21 protein-coding genes are annotated in these 21,606 nt (G+C 29.6%); 8 read left to right on the top strand and 13 right to left on the bottom strand.

The window, feature by feature from the left end; all coding sequences use genetic code 11:
- Nucleotides 1-306 precede the first annotated feature (306 nt).
- The gene (locus tag AXF11_RS00605) at nt 307-612 is read left to right on the top strand and encodes a YciI family protein (protein ID WP_068154029.1); all 306 of its coding nucleotides are present in this window, start codon (nt 307-309) and stop codon (nt 610-612) included.
- A gap of 70 nt (nt 613-682) precedes the next feature.
- Here AXF11_RS00605 and AXF11_RS00610 read toward each other — a convergent pair whose 3' ends face one another.
- The 9 genes from AXF11_RS00610 to AXF11_RS00650 form a co-directional block, all read right to left on the bottom strand.
- Nucleotides 683-1,417: an esterase family protein gene (locus tag AXF11_RS00610; RefSeq protein WP_068154030.1), complete on the bottom strand. Its 735-nt coding sequence runs from the start codon at nt 1,415-1,417 to the stop codon at nt 683-685.
- An 11-nt stretch (nt 1,418-1,428) separates the two neighbouring features.
- A complete protein-coding gene (locus AXF11_RS00615; protein WP_068154031.1) occupies nt 1,429-2,628 on the bottom strand; it encodes an ATP-grasp domain-containing protein in 1,200 nt (399 codons plus the stop codon).
- Between the two features lie 26 nt (nt 2,629-2,654).
- Nucleotides 2,655-3,869 carry a pyridoxal phosphate-dependent aminotransferase gene (locus tag AXF11_RS00620; RefSeq protein ID WP_068154032.1) on the bottom strand — a complete coding sequence of 405 codons (1,215 nt, stop codon included), beginning with the start codon at nt 3,867-3,869 and terminating at the stop codon, nt 2,655-2,657.
- 29 nt (nt 3,870-3,898) lie between these two features.
- The gene (locus AXF11_RS00625; protein WP_231724717.1) at nt 3,899-4,852 is read right to left on the bottom strand and encodes an N-acetylmuramoyl-L-alanine amidase; all 954 of its coding nucleotides are present in this window, start codon (nt 4,850-4,852) and stop codon (nt 3,899-3,901) included.
- Between the two features lie 394 nt (nt 4,853-5,246).
- Complete coding sequence (locus AXF11_RS00630; RefSeq protein WP_068154033.1) at nt 5,247-6,032, bottom strand: TrmH family RNA methyltransferase; 786 nt, start codon at nt 6,030-6,032, stop codon at nt 5,247-5,249.
- A 74-nt stretch (nt 6,033-6,106) separates the two neighbouring features.
- Nucleotides 6,107-6,448 (bottom strand): histidine triad nucleotide-binding protein, encoded by a 342-nt coding sequence (locus AXF11_RS00635; RefSeq protein WP_068158086.1) that lies wholly within the window; start codon nt 6,446-6,448, stop codon nt 6,107-6,109.
- Nucleotides 6,449-6,616: 168 nt separating this feature from the next.
- Nucleotides 6,617-7,048: a ribose 5-phosphate isomerase B gene (gene rpiB, locus AXF11_RS00640; protein WP_068154034.1), complete on the bottom strand. Its 432-nt coding sequence runs from the start codon at nt 7,046-7,048 to the stop codon at nt 6,617-6,619.
- A 46-nt stretch (nt 7,049-7,094) separates the two neighbouring features.
- Nucleotides 7,095-7,481: an acyl-CoA thioesterase gene (locus AXF11_RS00645; RefSeq protein WP_068154035.1), complete on the bottom strand. Its 387-nt coding sequence runs from the start codon at nt 7,479-7,481 to the stop codon at nt 7,095-7,097.
- A gap of 13 nt (nt 7,482-7,494) precedes the next feature.
- Nucleotides 7,495-7,737, bottom strand: a complete 243-nt coding sequence (locus AXF11_RS00650) for a KH domain-containing protein (RefSeq protein WP_068154036.1) — start codon at nt 7,735-7,737, stop codon at nt 7,495-7,497.
- A 291-nt stretch (nt 7,738-8,028) separates the two neighbouring features.
- Between AXF11_RS00650 and argH the strand changes: the two genes are divergently transcribed.
- Together argH and AXF11_RS00660 are read left to right on the top strand one after the other, a co-directional pair.
- On the top strand, nt 8,029-9,408 hold the full coding sequence (argH, locus tag AXF11_RS00655) for an argininosuccinate lyase (RefSeq protein WP_068154037.1): 1,380 nt from the start codon (nt 8,029-8,031) through the stop codon (nt 9,406-9,408).
- 801 nt (nt 9,409-10,209) lie between these two features.
- Complete coding sequence (locus AXF11_RS00660; protein WP_068154038.1) at nt 10,210-11,565, top strand: hemolysin family protein; 1,356 nt, start codon at nt 10,210-10,212, stop codon at nt 11,563-11,565.
- A gap of 207 nt (nt 11,566-11,772) precedes the next feature.
- Here the strand turns inward: AXF11_RS00660 and AXF11_RS00665 are convergent, their stop codons facing one another.
- Together AXF11_RS00665 and rlmN are read right to left on the bottom strand one after the other, a co-directional pair.
- On the bottom strand, nt 11,773-13,824 hold the full coding sequence (locus AXF11_RS00665; protein WP_442915257.1) for a transglycosylase domain-containing protein: 2,052 nt from the start codon (nt 13,822-13,824) through the stop codon (nt 11,773-11,775).
- A 25-nt stretch (nt 13,825-13,849) separates the two neighbouring features.
- The gene (gene rlmN / locus AXF11_RS00670) at nt 13,850-14,914 is read right to left on the bottom strand and encodes a 23S rRNA (adenine(2503)-C(2))-methyltransferase RlmN (RefSeq protein ID WP_068154039.1); all 1,065 of its coding nucleotides are present in this window, start codon (nt 14,912-14,914) and stop codon (nt 13,850-13,852) included.
- Nucleotides 14,915-15,168: 254 nt separating this feature from the next.
- Between rlmN and fabV the strand changes: the two genes are divergently transcribed.
- Nucleotides 15,169-16,362 (top strand): enoyl-ACP reductase FabV, encoded by a 1,194-nt coding sequence (fabV, locus tag AXF11_RS00675; RefSeq protein WP_068154040.1) that lies wholly within the window; start codon nt 15,169-15,171, stop codon nt 16,360-16,362.
- A 187-nt stretch (nt 16,363-16,549) separates the two neighbouring features.
- Here fabV and pyrE read toward each other — a convergent pair whose 3' ends face one another.
- Nucleotides 16,550-17,185, bottom strand: coding sequence for an orotate phosphoribosyltransferase (gene pyrE / locus AXF11_RS00680; RefSeq protein ID WP_068154041.1), 636 nt, complete (start codon nt 17,183-17,185; stop codon nt 16,550-16,552).
- Nucleotides 17,178-18,455 (bottom strand): dihydroorotase, encoded by a 1,278-nt coding sequence (locus tag AXF11_RS00685; RefSeq protein WP_068154042.1) that lies wholly within the window; start codon nt 18,453-18,455, stop codon nt 17,178-17,180. The genes pyrE and AXF11_RS00685 overlap by 8 nt, the downstream gene beginning before the upstream one ends.
- A gap of 319 nt (nt 18,456-18,774) precedes the next feature.
- On the opposite strand from AXF11_RS00685, the gene AXF11_RS00690 reads away from it, so the two are divergent.
- The 4 genes from AXF11_RS00690 to AXF11_RS00705 all read left to right on the top strand — a co-directional run bounded on the left by AXF11_RS00690 (nt 18,775) and on the right by AXF11_RS00705 (nt 21,595).
- Nucleotides 18,775-20,010 (top strand): ammonium transporter, encoded by a 1,236-nt coding sequence (locus AXF11_RS00690; protein WP_068154043.1) that lies wholly within the window; start codon nt 18,775-18,777, stop codon nt 20,008-20,010.
- A gap of 16 nt (nt 20,011-20,026) precedes the next feature.
- On the top strand, nt 20,027-20,365 hold the full coding sequence (locus AXF11_RS00695; RefSeq protein WP_068154044.1) for a P-II family nitrogen regulator: 339 nt from the start codon (nt 20,027-20,029) through the stop codon (nt 20,363-20,365).
- Between the two features lie 194 nt (nt 20,366-20,559).
- On the top strand, nt 20,560-21,273 hold the full coding sequence (locus tag AXF11_RS00700; protein WP_068154045.1) for an AzlC family ABC transporter permease: 714 nt from the start codon (nt 20,560-20,562) through the stop codon (nt 21,271-21,273).
- Nucleotides 21,266-21,595: an AzlD domain-containing protein gene (locus AXF11_RS00705; protein WP_068154046.1), complete on the top strand. Its 330-nt coding sequence runs from the start codon at nt 21,266-21,268 to the stop codon at nt 21,593-21,595. Before AXF11_RS00700 ends, AXF11_RS00705 begins: the two co-directional genes overlap by 8 nt.
- Nucleotides 21,596-21,606: the final 11 nt, after the last annotated feature.

The raw sequence follows: 21,606 nt of genomic DNA on the forward strand, positions 1-21,606 counted from the left end.
TTTTAATTTTAAAATTTTATAATTGACTGCTTTTAATAGCCAACTATTATAATAAGTGAACTAAAACTTTCATTTCTTATTTATTTATCTAAAAATAAAATTTAAACAAGTTTATTTTTATTTTATTTTTTAAATGAATACTCATACTTCATATAACAGTATATCATAAAAAGAAATCTTTTTAAATAAATTTTTAAAAAAAACTTATTTTTTATTTTTCTAAAACTTTTATTTTTTTATTTTTTATCTTCTATTAATTTTGAATTTATGCTAAAATATACAAAAAAGAAAGGAACCTGAATAAAAATGAGTATGTTTGTTGTTATTTCAACTTATAAAAAAAGTTTGGACGAAATTGACAAAAAAAGAGAAGAACACTTAGCCTATGTTAAAAATTTTATTCTTTCTGGAAAATTTTTGGCTGTAGGAAGAAAAAATCCAGTAAACGGTGCTGTTATTATAGCTCACAATGTTACAAAAAATGAATTGGAAAAAATTTTTAGAAATGATCCATATTATTTAAATGGATTAGCAGAATATTCAATAACAGAATTTAATCCCGCATCTTTTGCAAAAGGTATTAAAGAAACTTTAAAAAATTTGGAGAAATAAAAGAAAAAGAAAAAAAACATATATTATTAAATTAGTTTAACTAATAAAATATTATATGTTTTTTATTAATTTATAAAATGTGTTCCATAAAATATCTTATTTGGATTCTCCACCAAGGCCAGTCATGAGCGACATCGTAACCCCAGTAATCAAACCAGGCAGGCACTTGCTTTTCACATAAAATTCTGTCAAGCTCCCTGTTACTAGGTAACAATTCTCCTTCCCATGCTCCTTGTCCAATACAGATAATTATATTTTTTTGTCTGTACAAATCTAAATAAGGGTGATTCCAAGGCATATCTCCCAAGAAATCAACAACTGAGTTGTTATAAACCAAGTCATCCATATAATCGTAAAAAAACATTCTCGCATCAAATTGTCCACTTAAAGAAATTAATGTATCAAACAAGTCTGGTCTACGAAAAAATAAAATTCCAGCGTGCGTTCCACCCATACTGCATCCCGTAACTATTATATCGCTTCTCCAGGAAATATATTGGATTCTAGGAACCATTTCATAACAAATATGTTCAAACCATCTTTCTTGCATCTCAATTCTATGTCGAGGATTGCCGTTTTTATCTGACCAGCTTTCAGTATCAATACTTCCTATACAAAAAACCTGAATTCTCCCCTGTTCGATAAAATCTGACAAGACATCTATCATTCCAAATTCTTCATATTGATTACAATTTCCATCTTGTGATGGAAATACTAAAACTGGCTTTCCAGAATAGCCATATTTTTTAAATTCCACGTCTCTATTAAGTATAGGGCTGTATTCTCTTATGTATTCTATTTGCATCTTCTCTCCTTCTATTTTCTTTCGTGCACCATTTTTTTAAATTCGTTCATTTCTTCTTCAGTCTTAAATTTAGCGGTATACATGTAATTTCCCATCGCTCCTGCAAAAATATCTGGCATTCTTTCATCCATCACAATTTGGTTTGCATATTTTTCTTTTATTTGTTCGTGTGAATAGACATATTCTTTATTATCTCTTCTGCTTGCATAAAAGCAATAATTTTTTTCAATATCTTTATTTAAATCAGCATTTCTTATTTCATCAAAAACTACCATATCAGCCCAAATTTGATAAACATCAGTATTATTTGCATAATTATACATATCCGGCGTATATCCACCTGCAGGACGCATATTTGTCTCAAGTCCCACATAATCACCTTTTTTACCCAAGCCTTTTTTAGCACTTTTCAATTTAAAAAATTCTAAATGAATAAATCTGCTCTTTACTCCAAATGCTTTTACTGTGGCTCTTCCTATTTCCAAAAGTTTTTCGGGCATTTCTTTTTCAACGTAATAATAGACATCCAATTCTTTGTTTACTACATCCATAATTGTCGGCTCAAAAATTCCAGTTTCAAAAATAGGCTCTCCTTTTGAGTTTACAATTGCATCGTAAGAAACTAAATCTCCTTCAATATATTCTTCCATTATATATTTTATATCTTTATTCAATCCTTTAAAAAAATCTTTTAATTCTTTTTCATTCGAAATTTTGTGAGTATCACTTGCGCCAACGCCATTATCAGGCTTTACAATAACAGGATAACCTACTTTTTCAATAAATTTTTTAGCTTTTGCCAAAGTTGTTACCATTGAATAATCCGCTGTAGGAATTCCCCCTTTTTTATAAGATTTTTTCATTTTCGATTTTTCTTTTATTCCTGCAACTTTATTAAATTGTATTCCTGTTGTAACATTAAAATCTGTACGAAGTCTTGAATCGTTAACTAACCAATATTCATTATTTGACTCAATCCAGTCTATTTTACCGTATTTATGGGTAAAAAAGCCCACAGCTTTCAAAACTTCATCGTAATTTTCTAATGATGAAACTTTGTAATATTCAGTTAATGCATTTTTTAATTTAGCATCCAACTCATCATAGTTAACATCGGCTATTCCTAAAACAGTCACTCCATTTTTTTTCAGTCTATCACAAAATTCCCAGTTTGTTTTTGGAAATTGTGGCGAAATGTAAACAAAATTCATATTTTATTCATCTCCTTAAAAATAATTTATTTATTGTTTTTATTATATTCTTCTAAGGCGTATTTTAAAATTTTCATTCCATTTTCAATCTCTATTAAATTATGTGTACAGAATGAAAATCTGGCTTCCTTTGTCCCTTTTCCAGGCGTTGTATAAAATCCGGGTCCTGGTGCAAATGACAAAGTCTGATTTTTATATCTAAACTTGGTAAGCAACCAAATTACAAATTTTTCAATATCATCCACAGGCAATTCTGCAAACAAGTATAAAGCGCTACTAGGTTTATACGTAATCACTCCTGGAATTTTTTTTATGTTGTTATAAATCATATCTCTTCTGACTTTATATTCCAATTTTGTGTTATCGATATAAGTGTCAAGAGTGTTAATCAAATTTGCACTTGCATACTGTTCAATCGTTGACACAGAGAGTCTAGCCTGACAAAATTTTAGTGCTTGCGCCATAAATTCTTTGTTTTTTGAAATGATAACTCCTATTCTTGCTCCACATGCGCTATAATGTTTTGAAATACTGTCAACCAAGATGACTCTGTCTTTAATTTCCTCCATTGTCAAAAATGATTGATATTGTGCTTCAATTTCTTCGTCGTAAATAAACTGTCTATAAACTTCGTCAGAAATTATAAATAAATTATATTTTAACGCAATTTCCTTTATCATTTCCATCTCTTTTTTCGTAAATACAATTCCTGTTGGATTTGAAGGATTAGAAAATAATATCGCTTTTGTCTTTGGTGTAATTAATTTTTCAATTTCTTCTTTTTTAGGAAGGTGATAATGATTTTCAATAACTGTTTCAATCGGAATCAATTTCGCATCAGCTGCTCTCAAAAAACTGTCATAATTTGTGTAATAAGGCTCTGGAACTAAAACTTCATCACCTGGATTACAAATAGTTTGCAGCGAAATTTGGATTGCTTCACTTCCACCTTGTGTTATTAACATTTCATCTACTGAAATATCAATTCCCGATTTTCGGTAAGCTTTTACAAATGTTTCTCTTAGTTCCAATATTCCTGCTGAATTTGCATATTTTACAATTTTTTCCTTATAATTATCCAATCCTTCAAAAAAAGTATCAGGTGTTTCCACATCAGGCTGACCAATATGAAATTGATAAACTTTCACTCCTTGTTTTTTGGCTTCATCAATGTAAGGAACAAGTTTTCTAATCGGTGAATAGTGCATATTTTGTACTCTATCTGAAAATCTTTCTTTCATTTTCCCTCTTTTCTTAATATAAAAATCAACTATTTATTATTATATTTTTCATTTAACGCTTTTAAAATCGCAAATGTTTCTAAATCAATTTTTCCATCATATTTTGACGGTCTAAAATGATGCTGAAATACTTTTATTACATTTTGCGTCTGTTTATCCCATCCGTTTGTAATATCTATTGCATAACCAAATTTTTTTAACTCAGTTTGTACCACTGACGGAGTAACCGTATTCCAAATGCTTGAATATTGAGCTTCATAAGCCTGCTTTTTATCTTCATCATACCACATTCCAAGATTGTATTTTTTGTACAATTCTTTCCATGGAAATAATGGACCTGGATCAGATTTTCTTTGAGGTGCTATATCTTCGTGTCCCAAAATATTTGTTGCTGGTATTTGGTATTTATCAGATAAATATTTTACAAGAACAGCGACATTTTTTATTTGAAAACTTTTATAGGGAACAAATGCTCCATGTGCATCCCCATCATTTACAATTTCTATTCCAACTGAACTGTCATTTAGATTTTTAGATGTTTTCCATTCGCTGAGTCCAGCATGCCAAGCTCTTTTACTTTCGTCTACCAAATAATAAACTGGATCATTTCTATCATCAGAAACTAAGTAATGTGCACTTACTTCCTCTGTTGTCAAAGTTTTTAGTGATCCTTCCCTTCCAATTGCGGTATAGTGAAGGATTATAAATCTTTGTCTATAATTCTGTCCTTGTGAAGTATAATCAGAATTTATTGTAATATTTCCTATTGAGTTTCTAATTGTCTGATTTCCGCTTCTGCCTGGAACTGTGTTTACATTCGATTGTCCGCTACTACGTCCGCTACTACTATTGTTATTACTTCCGCCATTATTTATTATTATTTCATTTGGCTTTTTATTAATATCTTTTGAAGAATCTTTATTATTTGCACTCAAAAGACTTGCAATTGATAATATTGATATTATCATCAAAAATTTTTTCAAAACTTTGTACCTCCTATTTTTTTATAAAATCTTTTACCATTTTTATTTAATGGTATCATTTTTGAAAATTAATTTCAATAAGAATTTTTTATAAAATTTCTTGTTTTCAAAATTTTCATTAAATTACATATTATTCTTATTTTACCAAAATTCTATCGTTCTTTCAAGTCATTTTACAAATTTATTTTAATAATTTTATTTTATTTCAAAGATTTTTATATTTTTAAAAAATTTTAAAGAAAACTATTTTGAAAATTTTCTGAAAGAAAATAAAAAACTTAATCTAAAAAAATAAAATTACTTAATATTCAATAAAAAAATACATTATCAAACACATCTATTGAGAACAGAATAAAATTATGAACAGGAAAAATAAACAGTTACATGAATAAATTTAACACAAATCTTTACTTTTTTCAGTAATTTTTTCTCTCATTTTATATAAAAAAACTCCCGTTGCAACGCTTACATTGAGAGATTCAATATTCCCGCAAATTGGAATTATTGCTTTTATATCTGAATTACCTATCATATAGTTAGATACGCCACCACCTTCATGTCCAAAAATAAAAGCATTTTTTTCTTTTAATTTTATTTTTTCGTACGAAACAGATTCTTTGTGTAACACCGTCGAAATTATTAAATAATTATTTTCTTTCAAAAATTTTACAATATTTGAAGGTGTTTCATAAATAATATTTAATTTGAAAATACCGCTCATAGTTGCTCTCACAGTCTTTGGATTATAAACATCCACTGAACCCTTCGTAAGAATTAAGTTGTAAAAACCTGTTGCAATCATTGTTCTAATAATTGTCCCAACATTGCCAGGATCTTGAATGTCATCTAAAATGACAACATCGCCTTTTATATCCGAAATCGTATTCAAATTCTTGGAGTACAAAAAAATTATTCCTTGACTGTTTTCTTGCGTTGAAACTTCGTCAAATAAATTATCTTTTAAAATTGTCAAATTTTCATTTTTAGAAATACTATATTTTTTTTCAAAATATTCAAATTTTGATTCTTTCACAATAATTTTATTAAAATTTATATTTTCGCCTAAAAATTTTTCACCTTCAGCCTTAAAAATACTGTTTTCATCTCTATACTTTTTTTTATCCAACTTTTTTAACAACTTATAAAATTTATTATCCGAACTCGCTATTATATCTTTCATCAAATTTATTTTCTCTTTCTTTTTCTTTGTAATTAAATTAATCTAAAATCTTTAAATTTTTTTATTTGTCTTTATTATTTAAAACTTTCTGGTAATTTTTCTCCACCTAAAATATGATAATGCATATGAAAAACTGTCTGTCCACCATTTTCATTGATATTTGTGATAACTCTGTAACCATCTTTAGAAATTCCCAAATCTCGTGCAATCTTTGCAATTGTCAACTGCAACTTTCCAAGTAGCAGTGCATCTTTATCAGTCGCTTCATCCAAATTTTTTATTTCTTTTTTAGGTATCACGATAACATGAATTTTTGCTTGTGGCTGTACATCATAAAACGCTAAAAAATCATCATCTTCATAAACTATATTTGCTGGTATTTCTTTATCTATTATCTTTTTAAAAATTGTTGACATATCTTTCTCGTGTGAAAATAAAAATATCACACGCTCCCTTCTAAAAATTTTATTTATTCATCAACTGTAAATTTCTTTCACAATTACAGTAAAGATTTTCTATATTACTGAATTTATACATTTAAATTTACATAAAATTATATACTTTCTTAAAATCTGCTATTTTTGTTAACATTTTTCTATTTTATTTACCCTTCTAGCGTGTCTTCCTCCTTCAAATTCGGTATTTATAAATGTTTCGATACATGCCAGTCCCAATTCATCCCCGATTACTCTGGCACCTAATGCAATGACATTCGCATCATTGTGAAGTCTAGAAAGTCTTGCTGTAAATTCATTGTAAACGAGTGCTGCTCTGATGCCTTTAATTTTATTTGCCGCAATCGAAATCCCAATTCCAGTTCCACAAATGATTATTCCATATTTAGCTTTTCCATCTAATACTTTTTCACATACCAAAGCAGCAATATCAGGATAATCAACGGAATCTAAAGAATTTGTTCCAACATTAATAACTTCGTATCCTTTCTCTTCCAACGCTTTTACTATTTTTTCTTTAAACTCCACTCCTGCATGATCATTTCCAATAACTAATTTCATTTAAAAGTCCTCTTTTCTAAAAAATTTTTTTATTACCCAATAAATTTTACTTTTTTAAAATTTCTAACATTTCTTTTGAAATTCTTTTCAATTTTCCATTTTCATCTACAAATACATTTACTGTACTAGCTTTTGCTTTTAAAATTTTATTAGAATCGTAAATTTCGTAATAAAATTTAATCTTTATATTATTAATTTCTTCAATTTTTACAAAAATCTCAATTTCATCATCGTATTTAGCTGAACTAATATACTCAATATTAAGCGTTTTCACTGGCAAAATAAATCCCATATCTTCTATGTTCTTATATGGAAAAATATCCCTAAAATATTCAGTTCTTGCCACTTCCATCCATTTTAAATAATTTGAATGATAGACAACACCCATTTTATCGGTATCATAGTAATATACTCTAAGTTTAAAACTTTTCATAATTTTTCTTTCCTTACATCTCTTTTATCTCAATTTTTACAGATCTTTTATCTTTTTTGGCAATTGAAGAAATAAGAACACGGAGTGCTGTGATAATTCTTCCATTCTTTCCGATCACTTTCCCCATATCTTCTTTTATCACATTAATTGTAACATCAATATGCCTCCCCCTTTCACTACTTTCAATCGTATAATTTTCCGTAGAATCTAATAAATTTTCAATCCAAAAATTTATGGTTTCAAAATACTTACTCATAATTTTTTTCTCCCATCTATTTTTTTATTTTTCACTCTTAAATAATACAATATTAAAAGTTATTTTGTCAACTTTATTTTATTTATTTTAAATGAAGGTGGAGTAAAAATTTTAAAATAAGATTTTAGTTTTTTATGTTGTGAATTTAAGTATATTAATAAAATATAACGTCCGATAATGTTTTTAAAATTATGCTAAAAATTTAGAATAATTTTTTTAACTTTTAAATATCCTCTTTTTTGCTATAATATTAATAAAAATAATAATTTTTTAGGAAAGGAATAATAAAATATGAAAAAGATGTGGGAAGGACGATTTAATAAAGAAACTGATAAACTACTGGAAAAATTTAATGCGTCTATTACTTTTGATAAGAGAATATATGAGGAAGACATAAAAGGAAGCATTGCTCACAGTAAAATGCTTGCAAAACAAGGGATTATTTCTTTTGAAGAGCAAAAAAAGATTGAAAAAGGATTACTTCAAATAAAAAATGAAATTGAAAATGGATATTTTAAATTTAAAATTGAAGATGAGGATATTCATATGTCAATTGAAAAAAGACTAACTGAAATCATTGGATCTATTGCTGGAAAACTTCATACGGCTCGGAGCCGAAACGATCAAGTGGCACTTGATACAAGAATGTATGTAAGAAAAGAAGCTACTAAAATAAAAAAACTTCTTGTAACTTTTGAAAATGTTATTTTAACATTGTCAGAAAAATACAAAGACATTATCATTCCTGGTTACACACATTTGCAAAGAGCACAGCCTATTTTGTTTTCTCATCATTTGATGGCTTATTTTCAAATGTTTAAAAGAGATATTTTAAGAATTGATGACTTTTTAAAAAGAAGTGATGAAATGCCGCTTGGAGCGGGGGCTTTGGCTGGAACAACTTTTGATTTAGATAGGCATTTTGTCGCAAAAGAACTTGGATTTTCAAAACCAACCGAAAACAGTCTGGATTCTGTGAGCGATAGAGATTTTATAATTGAATTAAGTATGATTATTTCTGTAATTTCAATGCATTTATCAAGATTTTCTGAAGAAATAATCATTTGGTGTACATCAGAATTTTCATTTATAAATTTGGACGATGCTTTTGCGACTGGTTCTTCAATTATGCCACAGAAAAAAAATCCCGATATTGCAGAACTTGTACGAGGAAAAACCGGTAGAATCTATGGTAATCTAATGGCGGTTTTAACAACTATGAAAGCTTTGCCACTAGCTTACAACAAAGATATGCAGGAAGACAAGGAAGGAATATTTGACTCAATTGATAACATAAAGCTTTGTATTGAAATTTTTTATTCAATGCTTGACACAGTTACAGTAAATAAAGAAAAAATCCTGACTTCAATGAAATATGGATTTTTAAATGCGACTGATGTAGCAGATTACCTTGCAAAACATGGTATTCCATTTAGACAAGCGCATAAAATTGTTGGTGAAATTGTATCTTATTGTGAAAATAAAAAAATTGCAATCGAAGATATGACAATGTCTGAATTTCACAAATTTTCAGAAATATTTAAAGACGACATTAAAAATGAAATTACAATTCAAACTTGTGTAAATAAAAGAAATTCTTTTGGTGGAACTTCAATTAAAAATGTAGAAATGCAAATAAAAAATGCAAAATTATTTTTAGAAAATATTTAAAATTTTTATTTTATCTTAAATATCCTGTGATAATGTAAAAATTTTAAGGGCAAGTTTTAATTTCAATATTTTCTAATTTATTTTTGCTCACAAGATATTATTTTGTTTACTATAAGTTTTATATCTTTGTACATAAGGGGAAAAAAACGCCATTTTCCCCTTATAATTTCCAAACTCATCTAAGTATTCTTTATATAACAGAAAAATTTAAACCGTATCTTAATCCTATTGTTTCCTTATCCTATGACAGAGTAAAATATTTAGGGGAAATAAAAACTTCTATTTTAAGTTTCTTATTCAATCCAGAAAGTTACTAAAATAACAATGTTTTCCTATTCCTTTTTTAAGCAGAAGTGCTCATCGCCGCACCCCTGCACCCCGGCTAGTCTTCGTCATTTTTATGCACTGCCAAAAAACTCGCACTAATCGTGCTCAAACAGTTTTGTCAGCACATAAAAATGCTCCGACGGTTTAAAATTCTAATATTATACAAAAGGTGTCGTGATTTTTTTGGAGTAAAGACGACTGTCTGAACGAAGTGAGTTTCGGCTTTGCTTCAAAAAAATGCTTAGACGAGCGTGGGGATTATAAGGGGAAATGGCGGTCCTTTCCCCTTATGTAAAAAAATAAAAAACTATACTAAACAAAATAACATTTTGTAATCGAGAATAACTTAAAAAATTTAAAATTAAAAATCTGCCACTAAAATTTTTAAACCATCCTTATCCTATTGTTTCCTTTTTTTATTTAAAAAAATATGCTATAATAGCGTTAAATAAAAAATTTAGGAGGAAATAAAAAATGTCCGAGGGCAACTTATTATTACAAATAGTAATAATAATTATTTTAACTGGAATTAATGCCTTTTTTTCCGCTGCGGAAATGTCCATCGTTTCAGTTAATAAAAATAAAATAAAAATTTTAATTGAAGAAGGAAATAAAAAAGCAATATTATTAAATAATTTACTCAATGAACCAAGTAAATTTTTATCAACAATTCAAGTGGGAATAACTCTTGCAAGTTTTTTTGCTTCTGCATCAGCTGCAACTGGTTTATCGCATTATTTTTCTGACTTTTTAAAAAAATTTAATGTTCCGTATACTAGCCAGCTTTCTATGATTCTAATGACTTTTTTGCTTTCTTACATAACTCTTGTTTTTGGAGAGCTTATTCCAAAGCGAATTGCACTTAGAGATTCCGAAAAAATCTCACTTCGCACTATCGGTGTGATTGTCTTTGTCTCAAAAATATTTTCACCATTTGTGAAATTTTTGACACTGTCAACAAATTTAGTTTTGACTATTTTGAGAATGAAAGAAGATAATATTGAAGAAAAGGTTTCTAAAGAAGAACTCCGTTCGCTTGTGGAAGTTGGACAGGAACACGGTGTAATTAATGAAGCTGAAAAAGAGATGATAGAAAATATAATTGTGTTTGACGAAAAAATTGCGCGGGAAATTATGATTCCAAGAACAAAAGTTTTTTTGGTTGACAAGAATATTTCAATTCAGAAATTGTTTGAAAATAAAGAAATTGAGCGTTATTCAAGAATTCCAGTCTATGAAGAAGAAGCTGACAATATCATAGGTGTTTTAATGACAAAGGATTTGATGATTGAAGCATACAAAAAAGGATTTGACAACGTAAATATTGCAAATTTGGTGCAAGAAGCCTACTTTGTACCGGAAACTAAAAATGTGAATGAATTATTTAACGAAATGCAGTCTGAAAAAAAACATATTGCTATTTTAATTGATGAATACGGTGGTTTTTCGGGAATCGTTACTCTGGAAGACTTGATTGAAGAAGTTATGGGAAATATATCCGATGAATTTGATGATGAAGACTTAACAATAACAAAATTGCCATTTTCAAAAAACAAATATTTAGTAAACGGGGAAATTTCCTTGAATGACTTAAACGATAACTTTCATTTTAATTTAGAATCTAAATATTATGACACATTAAATGGACTTTTAATTGAAAAGCTGGGGTATATTCCAGAAGATTCAGAAAATATAGAGCCAATACAAATTGACAACATTGTCTTTAAACCACAAAAAGTTAAAAATAAAAAAATTGAAAAAATCATTATGACTTTGAATAACAAACAAAAAAATGAAAAACAAGAAGAAGAGAAAAAAGAAAATGAGTAATACAAATATTACAGTAAAATCTTAAAAATCATCGGATTTTTGACAGCTCTTCCCACTAAAGTTTATAAATATTCAAATATATAAAAATTACTCACTTGGCAAAAATGCTAAGTGAGTAATTTATTTAAATAGCCATGTCATAAAACTTTAAAAGCTTTTACAAATATATATAATAAGTTGTAATTTTTTTATGCTTCCCATATTTTCTTAAAATCTTATTCCGCCTCTAAATTTGTTGTCATATTCTATCGGCTCTGTTCCAGCTTTAAATAACATAGTTCTCTTATTTACGCCGTCCGTATCGAGTAATCCGTTTTCCAAGTCAATTTCTCTTGTTGTCAAATCTTTTCTCTTGATATAATCATCGATAAACTCAAACACTCCAACATTGTAATTTGGCAAATCCACAACTGACTGCATATAATTTTTCCAAATTGGTGCTGCAGCTGATCCTCCTGTCATTCCAGTTCCCATTGACTTGTTGTCATCATTTCCGACATACACGACTGTCGCAAGAGTTGGTGTGTAACCTGTGAACCAAGCTGATACATAATCTGAAGTCGTTCCAGTTTTTCCAGCCATTGGGATTAACTGACCGTTTTTAAATACTTTTGCCGATTGACCAGTTCCGTAATTTACAGCATTTTCTAGCATATATGTAAGAACTGCCACATCTTTTGAATCGTAAACTTTTTTCATTTTAGGTTTCGCTTCATAAATGACTTCACCATATTTATTTTCAACTTTGTAAATATATTGTGGCTCAACTTGATAACCTCCATTTGCAAGTGCCGCATAAAACATCGCCATATCTGAAGGTTTTGTAGAAATTGACCCTAGTGCCAATGTAAAGTTTTTAGGAAAATCTCCTCCAACCACTCCAGCATCTCGCCAGACTTTTTCAGCTTTAGGAATTCCCACATATTGCAATAATTTTACAGGAATTATGTTGTTTGAAATTTCTATTGCTTTGTCTAACGTCATGCTATCTCTGTAACTTCCATCAAAGTTTTTAGGCGACCAATTGTTAATTTTTACTGGTGAATCTTCCATCACGCTTGCCATTGTCATTTTTTTCTGGAGTGCTGCTAAATACACTATTGGTTTAAATGACGAACCTGGTTGCCGTAATGAACTTATAGCACGGTTAAAGTTTCCTTTTTTATAATTTTTTCCTCCAACCATCGCTTTAACAAATCCGTTGCTTGGATCTATTGAATATAGCGCTCCATTTAAACCTGCTCGAGTCTTTAAATTGTAATTGCTGTTAAATGCTTTATATGCAGCTCTTTGTAAGTCTAAGTCAACAGTTGCATAAACTTTGTAACCATCAAATAAAAATTTCTGATCTTCTTCGGATATCTTCAAAATTTTTCTTAGTTCACTTAGCACAATTGTCGTAAATTCTGGCGCAACGTTTGAAGTTGAAATTTGTTCTTCTTCATTTCGACTTTTTATATCCCCATTTTTAAAGGCAATTTTTTCATTAATTGCATCGTTATATTGCTCATCAGTTATAAATCCATATTCTCTCATTTGATGCAAGACTATTTTTTGTCTTTCAAGCGCATATTTTAATTTTGAATATTTTGTCGGAGATTTTGGCAAACTTGCTAAAATTGCTGCTTGTGCAATTGTTAAATTTTTAGGTTCTCTGTTAAAATATTTGATTGCTGCATTTTTTATTCCGTAAGCACCTTGTCCAAAATAAATTGTATTTAAATAATTTTCCAAAATTTCATCTTTTGTATATTTTCTTTCAATTTCTATTGCCAAAATCGCTTCTTTTAATTTTCTTGACACAGTTTGCTCCGGTGATAAAAACGCATTTTTTGCAAGTTGCTGTGTTATCGTACTTCCACCTTCCCGACGTTTTCCTGTTACTGTCAAAAATATTGCTTTAGCTGTACGGACGAAATCTATTCCGTGATGACTTCTAAACTTCCTGTCTTCTATCGCCAAAAAAGCATTTTGCACATCTTCTGGAATATCTCCGATCCCTATTGGATCACGATTTTGAACCATTATTGTGTCAATTTGATTTCCGTTCATATCATAAATAACCGAAGGTGAAACTGGAGCATATCCGTCAATTAAGTCAACCGGTGTGTCTCTGTTTACCGTGTAAACTAAGTATGCTAGTGCTCCAACTCCAATTACACAAAAAAATAAAAAAACTTTAAAAAGAAAAGGGAGAAATCTAAATTTTTTTTTCGGTTTTTTTACTTTTTCTTTTTTTTCTGCTTTCTTCATTTCCATTTTATTTTTCCTACCTTTCAAAACGTTACTTTACTTTTTCTAACTGTTTTTCAGCCTTTAATTGTCCACAAGCTGCTGCAATATCCTGACCTTTTGTTTCTCTAAGTGTCACATTAACATTTTTATCTTTTAATATTTTATAAAACTCTCTTTGTTTAGCTTTTGGTGGCGTCTTATAAACTTTTCCTCCAACTGGATTATATGGAATAAGATTTACAAGGCAGTTAAACGAACTTAAAAATTCCGCTAATTCTCTTGCATCTTTGGGCTCACAATTTAACTCATCAATTAAAATATATTCAAATGTAATTCGATTTTTTGTCTTTTTTTGGTATTCCAAAAGTGCCTGCCTTAATTGACTCACATTCCAGGTTTTATTTATTGGCATAATTTGATTTCTAATTTCATCTCTTATTGAATGAAGAGAAATTGCCAAGTGAATTTGTGATTCATCTAAAGTAAATTTTTTTATTACCGGAACGACTCCGCTTGTTGAAATCGTAAAATTTCTTTTAGAAAAATTTTGTCCTTTTGGGGAATTTAACATATTTATTGATGAAATTACGGCTTCATAGTTTAAAAAAGGCTCTCCCATTCCCATATAAACGACATTTCCAAGTTTTTTACCACGCTTTAAAAGATGTTTCTGAACGTAGTAATATTGAAGCAAAATCTCTGAAACAGACAAATTACGCTCATAACCCATCAGAGCTGTCGCACAAAAATCACAGTTCATAAGACATCCAATTTGTGATGAAACACAGAGCGTGTACCTATTCTTATGGGTTATTAATACGCTTTCAATAAATTTTTTATCTTTTAGCTCAAAAAGAAATTTTTCAGTTTGCTTATCCAATGAGACTTGATGAGCTTTAAATTTCAGTTTTTCCACAAAAAAATTTTTATGTAAAACTTCCCTATCTTTTTTTGAAATATTTGAAAAATTGTCAAAATCAAATTCAAGTTTATTATGAAGCCAATCAAATACTTGAGTTGCGTTAAATTTTTTAAGTCCTAACAAGATAAATTTTTTTTGCAATTTTTCCAAATTTAACTCCAAAATATCAATTTTTTCTGTTTTTTCATTCATTTTTTCTATTTCTTCTCTCTCCCTCTCTCCTTTTGTTTCTTTTCAAGATTTTATATATTTAATATCATATCATATTTTTTCAAATATTTATACAATTTTTTAAATTTTAAAAATATAAATAAATTACTTTGATTATCAAAGTTATAAATTTTATTTTAAAATAAAATAATCCTTGTAAAAGATGTAAAAAATATGGTATTATTTAGAAAAGTGCATAAAAAATGATTTTTTTAATAATTAATTAGGAGGAAATAATGGTAATAAAACCTAGATTAAAAGGTGGATTAGCTCTAACTAACCATCCCATAGGAGCAAAAGAATTTGTAAAAAGACAAATTGACTATATAAAATCACAAGATAAATATAAAGGACCAAAAAAAGTCTTAATAATAGGTTCATCATCGGGATACGGACTTTCAACAAGAATTTCATTAGCTTTCGGTGCGGGAGCTGAAACAATCGGAGTTGCATTTGAAAAAGGTGTGGAAGGAAAAAGAGTCGGTTCTGCTGGTTGGTGGAATACAATTGCTTTTACCCAAGCTGCAAAAAAAGATGGAATACCTGCAAAAAATTTCATTGGAGATGCTTTTTCCAATGAAATGAAAGCTGAAGTCATAAAATATATAAAAGAAGAATTCGGTGGAAAAATTGACTTGTTAATTTATAGTCTCGCAAGTGGAGTGAGAACTGATCCAAAAGATGGTAAAACCTACAGATCAGCGCTAAAGTCTACAAAAGAGGAAATCACAGGTCCTACAATAAATTTTGAAAAAGAAACAATGGAAGAAACTACAATGGGAGTTGCTACACCTGATGAAATCAAAAGTACAGTAAAAGTAATGGGTGGTGAAGACTGGAAATTATGGATCGAAGCTCTTTCTGATGCCAATGTTTTAGCTGACGGTTTTAAGACAGTAGCTTATTCATATTTAGGTCCAAAAGTAACTTACGGAATTTATAAAGATGGGACAATTGGAGCTGCAAAAAGAGATTTAGAACATACTGCCGATATTCTAAATGACTTTTTAAAAGAAAAAGTTAATGGGGAAGCTTATGTATCGTTAAGTAAAGCGTTAATGACAAAAGCTAGTGCAGTTATCCCTATATTCCCACTATATGCCGCTCTTCTTTACAAAGTTATGAAAGAAAAAGGTATCCATGAAGGAACAATTCAACAAAAACATAGATTATTAAAAGATATGGTTTATGGAAATAACCGTGTAATTGATGACGAAAGAAGATTAAGACCTGATAACTTGGAAATGAGAGAAGATGTCCAAGCTGAGGTAGAAGCTTTATGGGACAAAGTAACACCTGAAAATTTTAAGGAAGTTAGTGATTACAAAGGTGCAAGAGAAGAATTTATGCAATTAAATGGATTTGATTTTGACAATGTCGACTACGATGCTGACATTGACATTGAAGAATTAGCAAAACTTCGTCCATAATTTAAAATAAAAATTACGCTGAAAATTTGTAATTTTAACTTTTTAGAAGTCTGAAATTATAAATAATCAGCAATTTTTTTATCCTTTATTTTTTCATTCCATTTTTTTAACTTATCTTTTCAAAATTTTAAAATTTAAATATTTTGATTTTAGTTCAAATTATTTTATTTTTGAACAAAATTCAAATTTATTTAACTCCCCAAGTATTTGGACTTTTACTCCATTCAAGTGCAATTTCTGCTTCTTCTTTTGTCAAATAATCTGTATTTTTAAGTAAATTTATCAAAACATTAAAATTTGATAGAGAACTAAATTTACAGTTAAATTTATTGTAATTTTCTTTTGCAGCGTCAAATCCGTAAGTAAAAATTGATTTTACTTCCATATCAGCCACTTTCTCTTTTTGAAGCACATCAACAGCAATTAAGCTGCTTTTCCCAGTCGTAATCAAATCTTCAATTACAACAACTTTTTTCCCCTTAACTTCGGCACCTTCAATCTGTTTTCCAGCTCCATGATCTTTTGGTTTGTTTCTGACATATGCAAGAGGTTTTTTCATTCTATCCGCAATAAATGAGGCCCAAGGAATTCCTGCCGTTGCAACTCCCACAATGACATCTACGTCACTGTCAATCGCTTGAATAAATCCATCCACAATGACATCTCTCTCGTGAGAAAATCCCAAGACAAATCTGTTGTCGCAATAAATTGGACTTTTTATTCCAGACGCAAATGTAAAAGGTTCATTAACATTGATTTTTACCGCTTTTACATCAAATAACGCCTTTGCTACTCTCTCTTCCAAACTTAAATTTTTACTCATAAAATTCCACTTCCCTTCCATTTTCTAAACTATCACTAAATTTTCCATTTTCAAAAACAATTTTTCCATTAACGATTGTCAAAATATTTTTGCCTTTTAATTTCCAGTTTTCATAAGGTGTCCAGCCACATTTTGACTCAATTGTGTCATCAATTCCAACAGTCCATTCTTTTGATAAATCAACAGCTATAATATCTGCAAAATATCCTTCTTTTAGTTTTCCTCTTTTTTTGATTTTCATTATTTCTGCAGGATTTTCACACATCAGTTTTTGAATTGTTTCCAATTTCACTCTTTTTTCATTATAAGCATTTAGCATTAAAGCAAGTGAAGTTTCCACTCCTGGCATTCCAAAAGTTATTTTTTCTAATTTTTCTGAAATTAAGTGTGGTGCGTGATCCGTTCCAATTGTATCAATTTCACCATTATTTAACGCTTCCCACAAAAATTCATTGTCAGCTTTTGTTCTAAGCTCTGGTTTCATTCTCAAAAGCATTTTATTTCTCTTGGTACTTTCTCTAATTTCTTCATTCAAAAACAAGTGATGTGGCGTAACTTCCGCATAAATGGGATGCTTTTCGTTGTTAAAATCCTTATCTTTTTTTGCGACCAGCACTTTAATCAATTCTTCTTTTGACGGAATGTGGCAAACATAAAGTCCATTTCCATAATCTTTATTAAGTTTTAGTGCTTTGTCAATCATCTCATTTTCAGCGTGGACCAATACCAATTTAGAATTTTCAAACACTTTTTTCAAAATTTCGTCATCTTCGATAAGCATTTCTCCTGTCGAAACATTCATAAATATTTTTACAGTATTTACTTTGCCGCTTTCAAGAACTTTTTTTATTTCGCTGGCGTTATCATTTTTACTTCCACCAAAATGAAATCCATAATTTACAATAGATTTTCTAGCCGCCAATTTCTTTTTTTCTTCCAGCGCTTTTAAAGTTGTCGTCGTTGGAATTGTATTTGGCATATCATAAAATGTTGTAATTCCTGCTTTGGCACACGCTCTGCTTCCTGTTGCAAAATCTTCTTTATAAGTAAATCCCGGCTCTCTCATATGCGTATGAATATCAATAACTCCTGGCATTACTAATTTCCCGTTCAAATCAATAATTTTTAAATTCTTGTCGCTATTTTCTTTCTCAAATTCTTCAATTTCATTTTCCAAAATTTTTTCTCCAATTTTAAAAATTTTATCATCTAAAATTAAAAGCTCAATTTTTTTTCCAAAAACATCAACACCATTTTTCAAAAATAACACTTCTTTCTCCTCTCTATTTCTATTTTACTTTTATATTTTACCACAATAAATAATTTTTGTCTTTTTATTTTTTATTTCTAGAATAATATTTCCTAATTTTTTATTTTTTCATCAAAAATCTCCAAATTTTTTTCAAAAAATAAAACATTTTATTGAAAATAAAAATTATACTAAAATGAAGTTTTATACTCCAATTTATATATTATATATATCAAAATTATAAAAATAATATATTTTACAAATGATTCAAAAAATGATAAAATATTTTTGTTGAATAAGACACGCAGATGTCGAAATATATTTTAAAGGAGGTATCAGTATGGATACAGCAAGTGTAGTTTTTATTTTATTTTCATCAGCATTAGTGCTTTTTATGACGCCGGGACTAGCTTTTTTTTACGGAGGTCTGGGACGAAGAAAAAATGTCATTAATACGATGATGATGGTTATTCTTCCAATTGCTATTGCAGTTGTGATGTGGTTTTTAGTAGGTTATTCCCTAGCGTTTTCTGGAAACGGGAAATTTATAGGAAATTTTGGAAATATTTTATTTAGCGGAGTCAGTGAAACAACGAGTACAAAAGGCTATAAAATTCCAGATGCAGTTTTTGCATTATTTCAAATGATGTTTTCAATAATTACGGTAAGCATTGCAACAGGTGCCGTAACTGGGAGAATAAAGTTTGCACCATTTTTAGTTTTTGCTCCAATTTGGTTAATATTTGTTTATTATCCTTTAGCTCACATGGTCTGGGGCGGAGGACTTCTTGCAAAAATGGGAGCATTAGATTTTGCTGGTGGAGATGTCGTTCACATTTCATCAGGAGTGTCTGGACTTGTTTTAGCGACAATTATCGGAAAGAGAAGAGAATTTACAAGAACCGAGTATCGTCCGCATAATGTGCCTTTTGTACTGCTTGGAACAGGAATTTTGGCATTCGGCTGGCTAGGATTTAATGCAGGTTCAGCTCTTGAAGCAAATAGTACAGCGATTCACGCTTTTATTACGACAATGCTATCACTTGCTGCGGCAACATGCTCTTGGGTAATTATTGAAAAGTTAAGTAACGGAACTCCTACATTAGTTGGAACTTCAACTGGTCTAGTTGCAGGACTTGTGGCAATTACGCCAGGTGCAGGTTATGTTTCGTACGGCTCAGCAATTTTAATGGGATTGTTAGTCAGTCCAATTTGCTATTTTGCAATTTCAAGTTTAAAACATAAATTGCAATACGACGATGCATTAGATGCTTTCGGCTGTCATGGTGTTGGTGGAATTTTTGGAGGAATTGCAACAGCGATTTTTACAACGCCAAGTTTAACGCCAGAAAAGGGAAATTTTGGACTTTTATATGGCGGAACTCATTTATTTGGTGCGACAATTGCTGCCATACTGATAACGGCTATTTGGGCAGGAACTTTTACATTTGTGATAATAAAAGTTATCGGAGTATTTTTACCGCTTAGAGCTACAGATAGAGAAGAAGCTGTGGGAATGGATGACAGTGAACATAAGGAAACTGCTTACCCAACATTTATGGGATTAGATTCTTAATTTAAGGAGAAAAATTATGAAAAAAATAGAAGTTATAATTCGTTCTGATAAATTAGAAGATTTAAAAGACGCATTGACAAAAGCCAAAGTCAAAGGAATGACAGTAAGCCAAGTTTTGGGACACGGAAATCAAAAGGGCTACACGGAAAGTTTTCGTGGACAAAAAATTACGCCGACATTACTGGCTAAATTAAAAATTGAAATAATTACTCAGGATGACAATGTTGAAAAATTAGTTGACATTATAATAGATGCCGTTTACACTGGAGAAGTTGGAGATGGGAAAATATTTATTTTGCCAATAGACGATGTGATTAGAATTAGAACAAAAGAGAGAGGAAAAGACGCTTTATAGCGTAATTAAAGAAGTTAGCTCAAAATGAACTAGCTTCTTTTCTTATTTTTTCAAAAAAAAGTTGCATAAGGTTAAATAAACGAGAAAATTGTGATATAATTTTTAAATAATATTATTTATTTAATAAGAAATCTTAATATTTATTATTTAAAAAATATAAATAACAATAACTATAAATAACAGAAGGGAAAAGAATGATTAACAAAAAAAAATATTTAAAAGGTCTAAAAGCTGGAATTGGAATGGGAATTGCATATATTCCATTTGGTCTGACAGTTGGGCTGATTGCTAAAAATAACGGAATGTATACGATTGTTACAGCAGCGATGTCATTTGGAATTTATGCCGGCGGCTCGGAAGCTATGCTTTTGAAAATGGTTTACGTGCAGCATTCTACAGCGATTGAAGTCATAATTTCAGTACTTATGATAAATTTGAGATATTTGCTTTTAAATTTACTAATTTTTAGGCAATTGAAAAATAGAACTAAACTGTTTGAAAAAATACTGGTTGGAGTTGGACTTACTGATGAAACGATAACTTATGCGATTATAAAGGAAGAAAATTCACCTTGGTATATCATTGGACTAAATACAGTTCCATATTTCTGCTATGCTGGAAGCTCTGTTCTAGGCTCACTTTTTGGAAATATGATACCTGAAGTTTTTCGTGCAAGTCTAAGTTTTATTTTATATTCAATATATTTTAGTTTGCTTGTGATGTCGCTGCAAAAATTGCCAAAATTTTTTGAAGTTGTAATTTATGTAATTGCCGCAAAACTGGCATTTATGTATTTGCCAATTTTAAATAAGGTAAGCAGTGGATGGGCAATGATTTTAATTATGATAGGTTCAAGTTTAATTTATGCGGTAAGACATAGAAAGGATGAGGTAAAAGAAAATGAATAATTTAGCAGTTTTTAAAGTAATCGTCATTTCAGCGTTGGTAACGGTGTCTTTAAGGCTTTTGCCGCTGTTTGTAAAGATTCCAAAAAATCCGATAATGAATAAATTTTTTGAGGCGTTGCCGTATTCAGTACTGGCGCTTATGGTTTTTCCAGACATTTTCACTTCAGGTGGTACAACTCCTTATGACATTGTAAAAATATTGATTGGAATGGGTGTCGTTGCTTTTTTATCACTAAAAAGATTTGGACTTGGAATTATTGTTTCGGTGTCGCTTGTTATGATATTTTTATTTGATTTGGCAAAAATTTATTTGTTAAACTAAAAAAGAAGCGA

The sequence above is a fragment of the Leptotrichia sp. oral taxon 847 genome (assembly GCF_001553645.1).
Lineage (GTDB): Bacteria > Fusobacteriota > Fusobacteriia > Fusobacteriales > Leptotrichiaceae > Leptotrichia.

Bases quoted from the DNA above. Each gene is read 5' to 3' on its own strand.
- AXF11_RS00690 (WP_068154043.1), top strand. From the start codon at position 18,775: ATGGATACAGCAAGTGTAGTTTTTATTTTATTTTCATCAGCATTAGTG.
- AXF11_RS00660 (WP_068154038.1), top strand. From the start codon at position 10,210: ATGTCCGAGGGCAACTTATTATTACAAATAGTAATAATAATTATTTTA.
- AXF11_RS00645 (WP_068154035.1), bottom strand. From the start codon at position 7,481: ATGAAAAGTTTTAAACTTAGAGTATATTACTATGATACCGATAAAATG.
- rpiB (WP_068154034.1), bottom strand. From the start codon at position 7,048: ATGAAATTAGTTATTGGAAATGATCATGCAGGAGTGGAGTTTAAAGAA.
- pyrE (WP_068154041.1), bottom strand. From the start codon at position 17,185: ATGAGTAAAAATTTAAGTTTGGAAGAGAGAGTAGCAAAGGCGTTATTT.
- AXF11_RS00635 (WP_068158086.1), bottom strand. From the start codon at position 6,448: ATGTCAACAATTTTTAAAAAGATAATAGATAAAGAAATACCAGCAAAT.
- rlmN (WP_068154039.1), bottom strand. From the start codon at position 14,914: ATGAATGAAAAAACAGAAAAAATTGATATTTTGGAGTTAAATTTGGAA.
- AXF11_RS00700 (WP_068154045.1), top strand. From the start codon at position 20,560: ATGATTAACAAAAAAAAATATTTAAAAGGTCTAAAAGCTGGAATTGGA.
- AXF11_RS00665 (WP_442915257.1), bottom strand. From the start codon at position 13,824: ATGGAAATGAAGAAAGCAGAAAAAAAAGAAAAAGTAAAAAAACCGAAA.
- fabV (WP_068154040.1), top strand. From the start codon at position 15,169: ATGGTAATAAAACCTAGATTAAAAGGTGGATTAGCTCTAACTAACCAT.
- AXF11_RS00695 (WP_068154044.1), top strand. From the start codon at position 20,027: ATGAAAAAAATAGAAGTTATAATTCGTTCTGATAAATTAGAAGATTTA.
- AXF11_RS00650 (WP_068154036.1), bottom strand. From the start codon at position 7,737: ATGAGTAAGTATTTTGAAACCATAAATTTTTGGATTGAAAATTTATTA.
- AXF11_RS00620 (WP_068154032.1), bottom strand. From the start codon at position 3,869: ATGAAAGAAAGATTTTCAGATAGAGTACAAAATATGCACTATTCACCG.
- argH (WP_068154037.1), top strand. From the start codon at position 8,029: ATGAAAAAGATGTGGGAAGGACGATTTAATAAAGAAACTGATAAACTA.
- AXF11_RS00605 (WP_068154029.1), top strand. From the start codon at position 307: ATGAGTATGTTTGTTGTTATTTCAACTTATAAAAAAAGTTTGGACGAA.
- AXF11_RS00705 (WP_068154046.1), top strand. From the start codon at position 21,266: ATGAATAATTTAGCAGTTTTTAAAGTAATCGTCATTTCAGCGTTGGTA.
- AXF11_RS00610 (WP_068154030.1), bottom strand. From the start codon at position 1,417: ATGCAAATAGAATACATAAGAGAATACAGCCCTATACTTAATAGAGAC.
- AXF11_RS00615 (WP_068154031.1), bottom strand. From the start codon at position 2,628: ATGAATTTTGTTTACATTTCGCCACAATTTCCAAAAACAAACTGGGAA.
- AXF11_RS00630 (WP_068154033.1), bottom strand. From the start codon at position 6,032: ATGAAAGATATAATAGCGAGTTCGGATAATAAATTTTATAAGTTGTTA.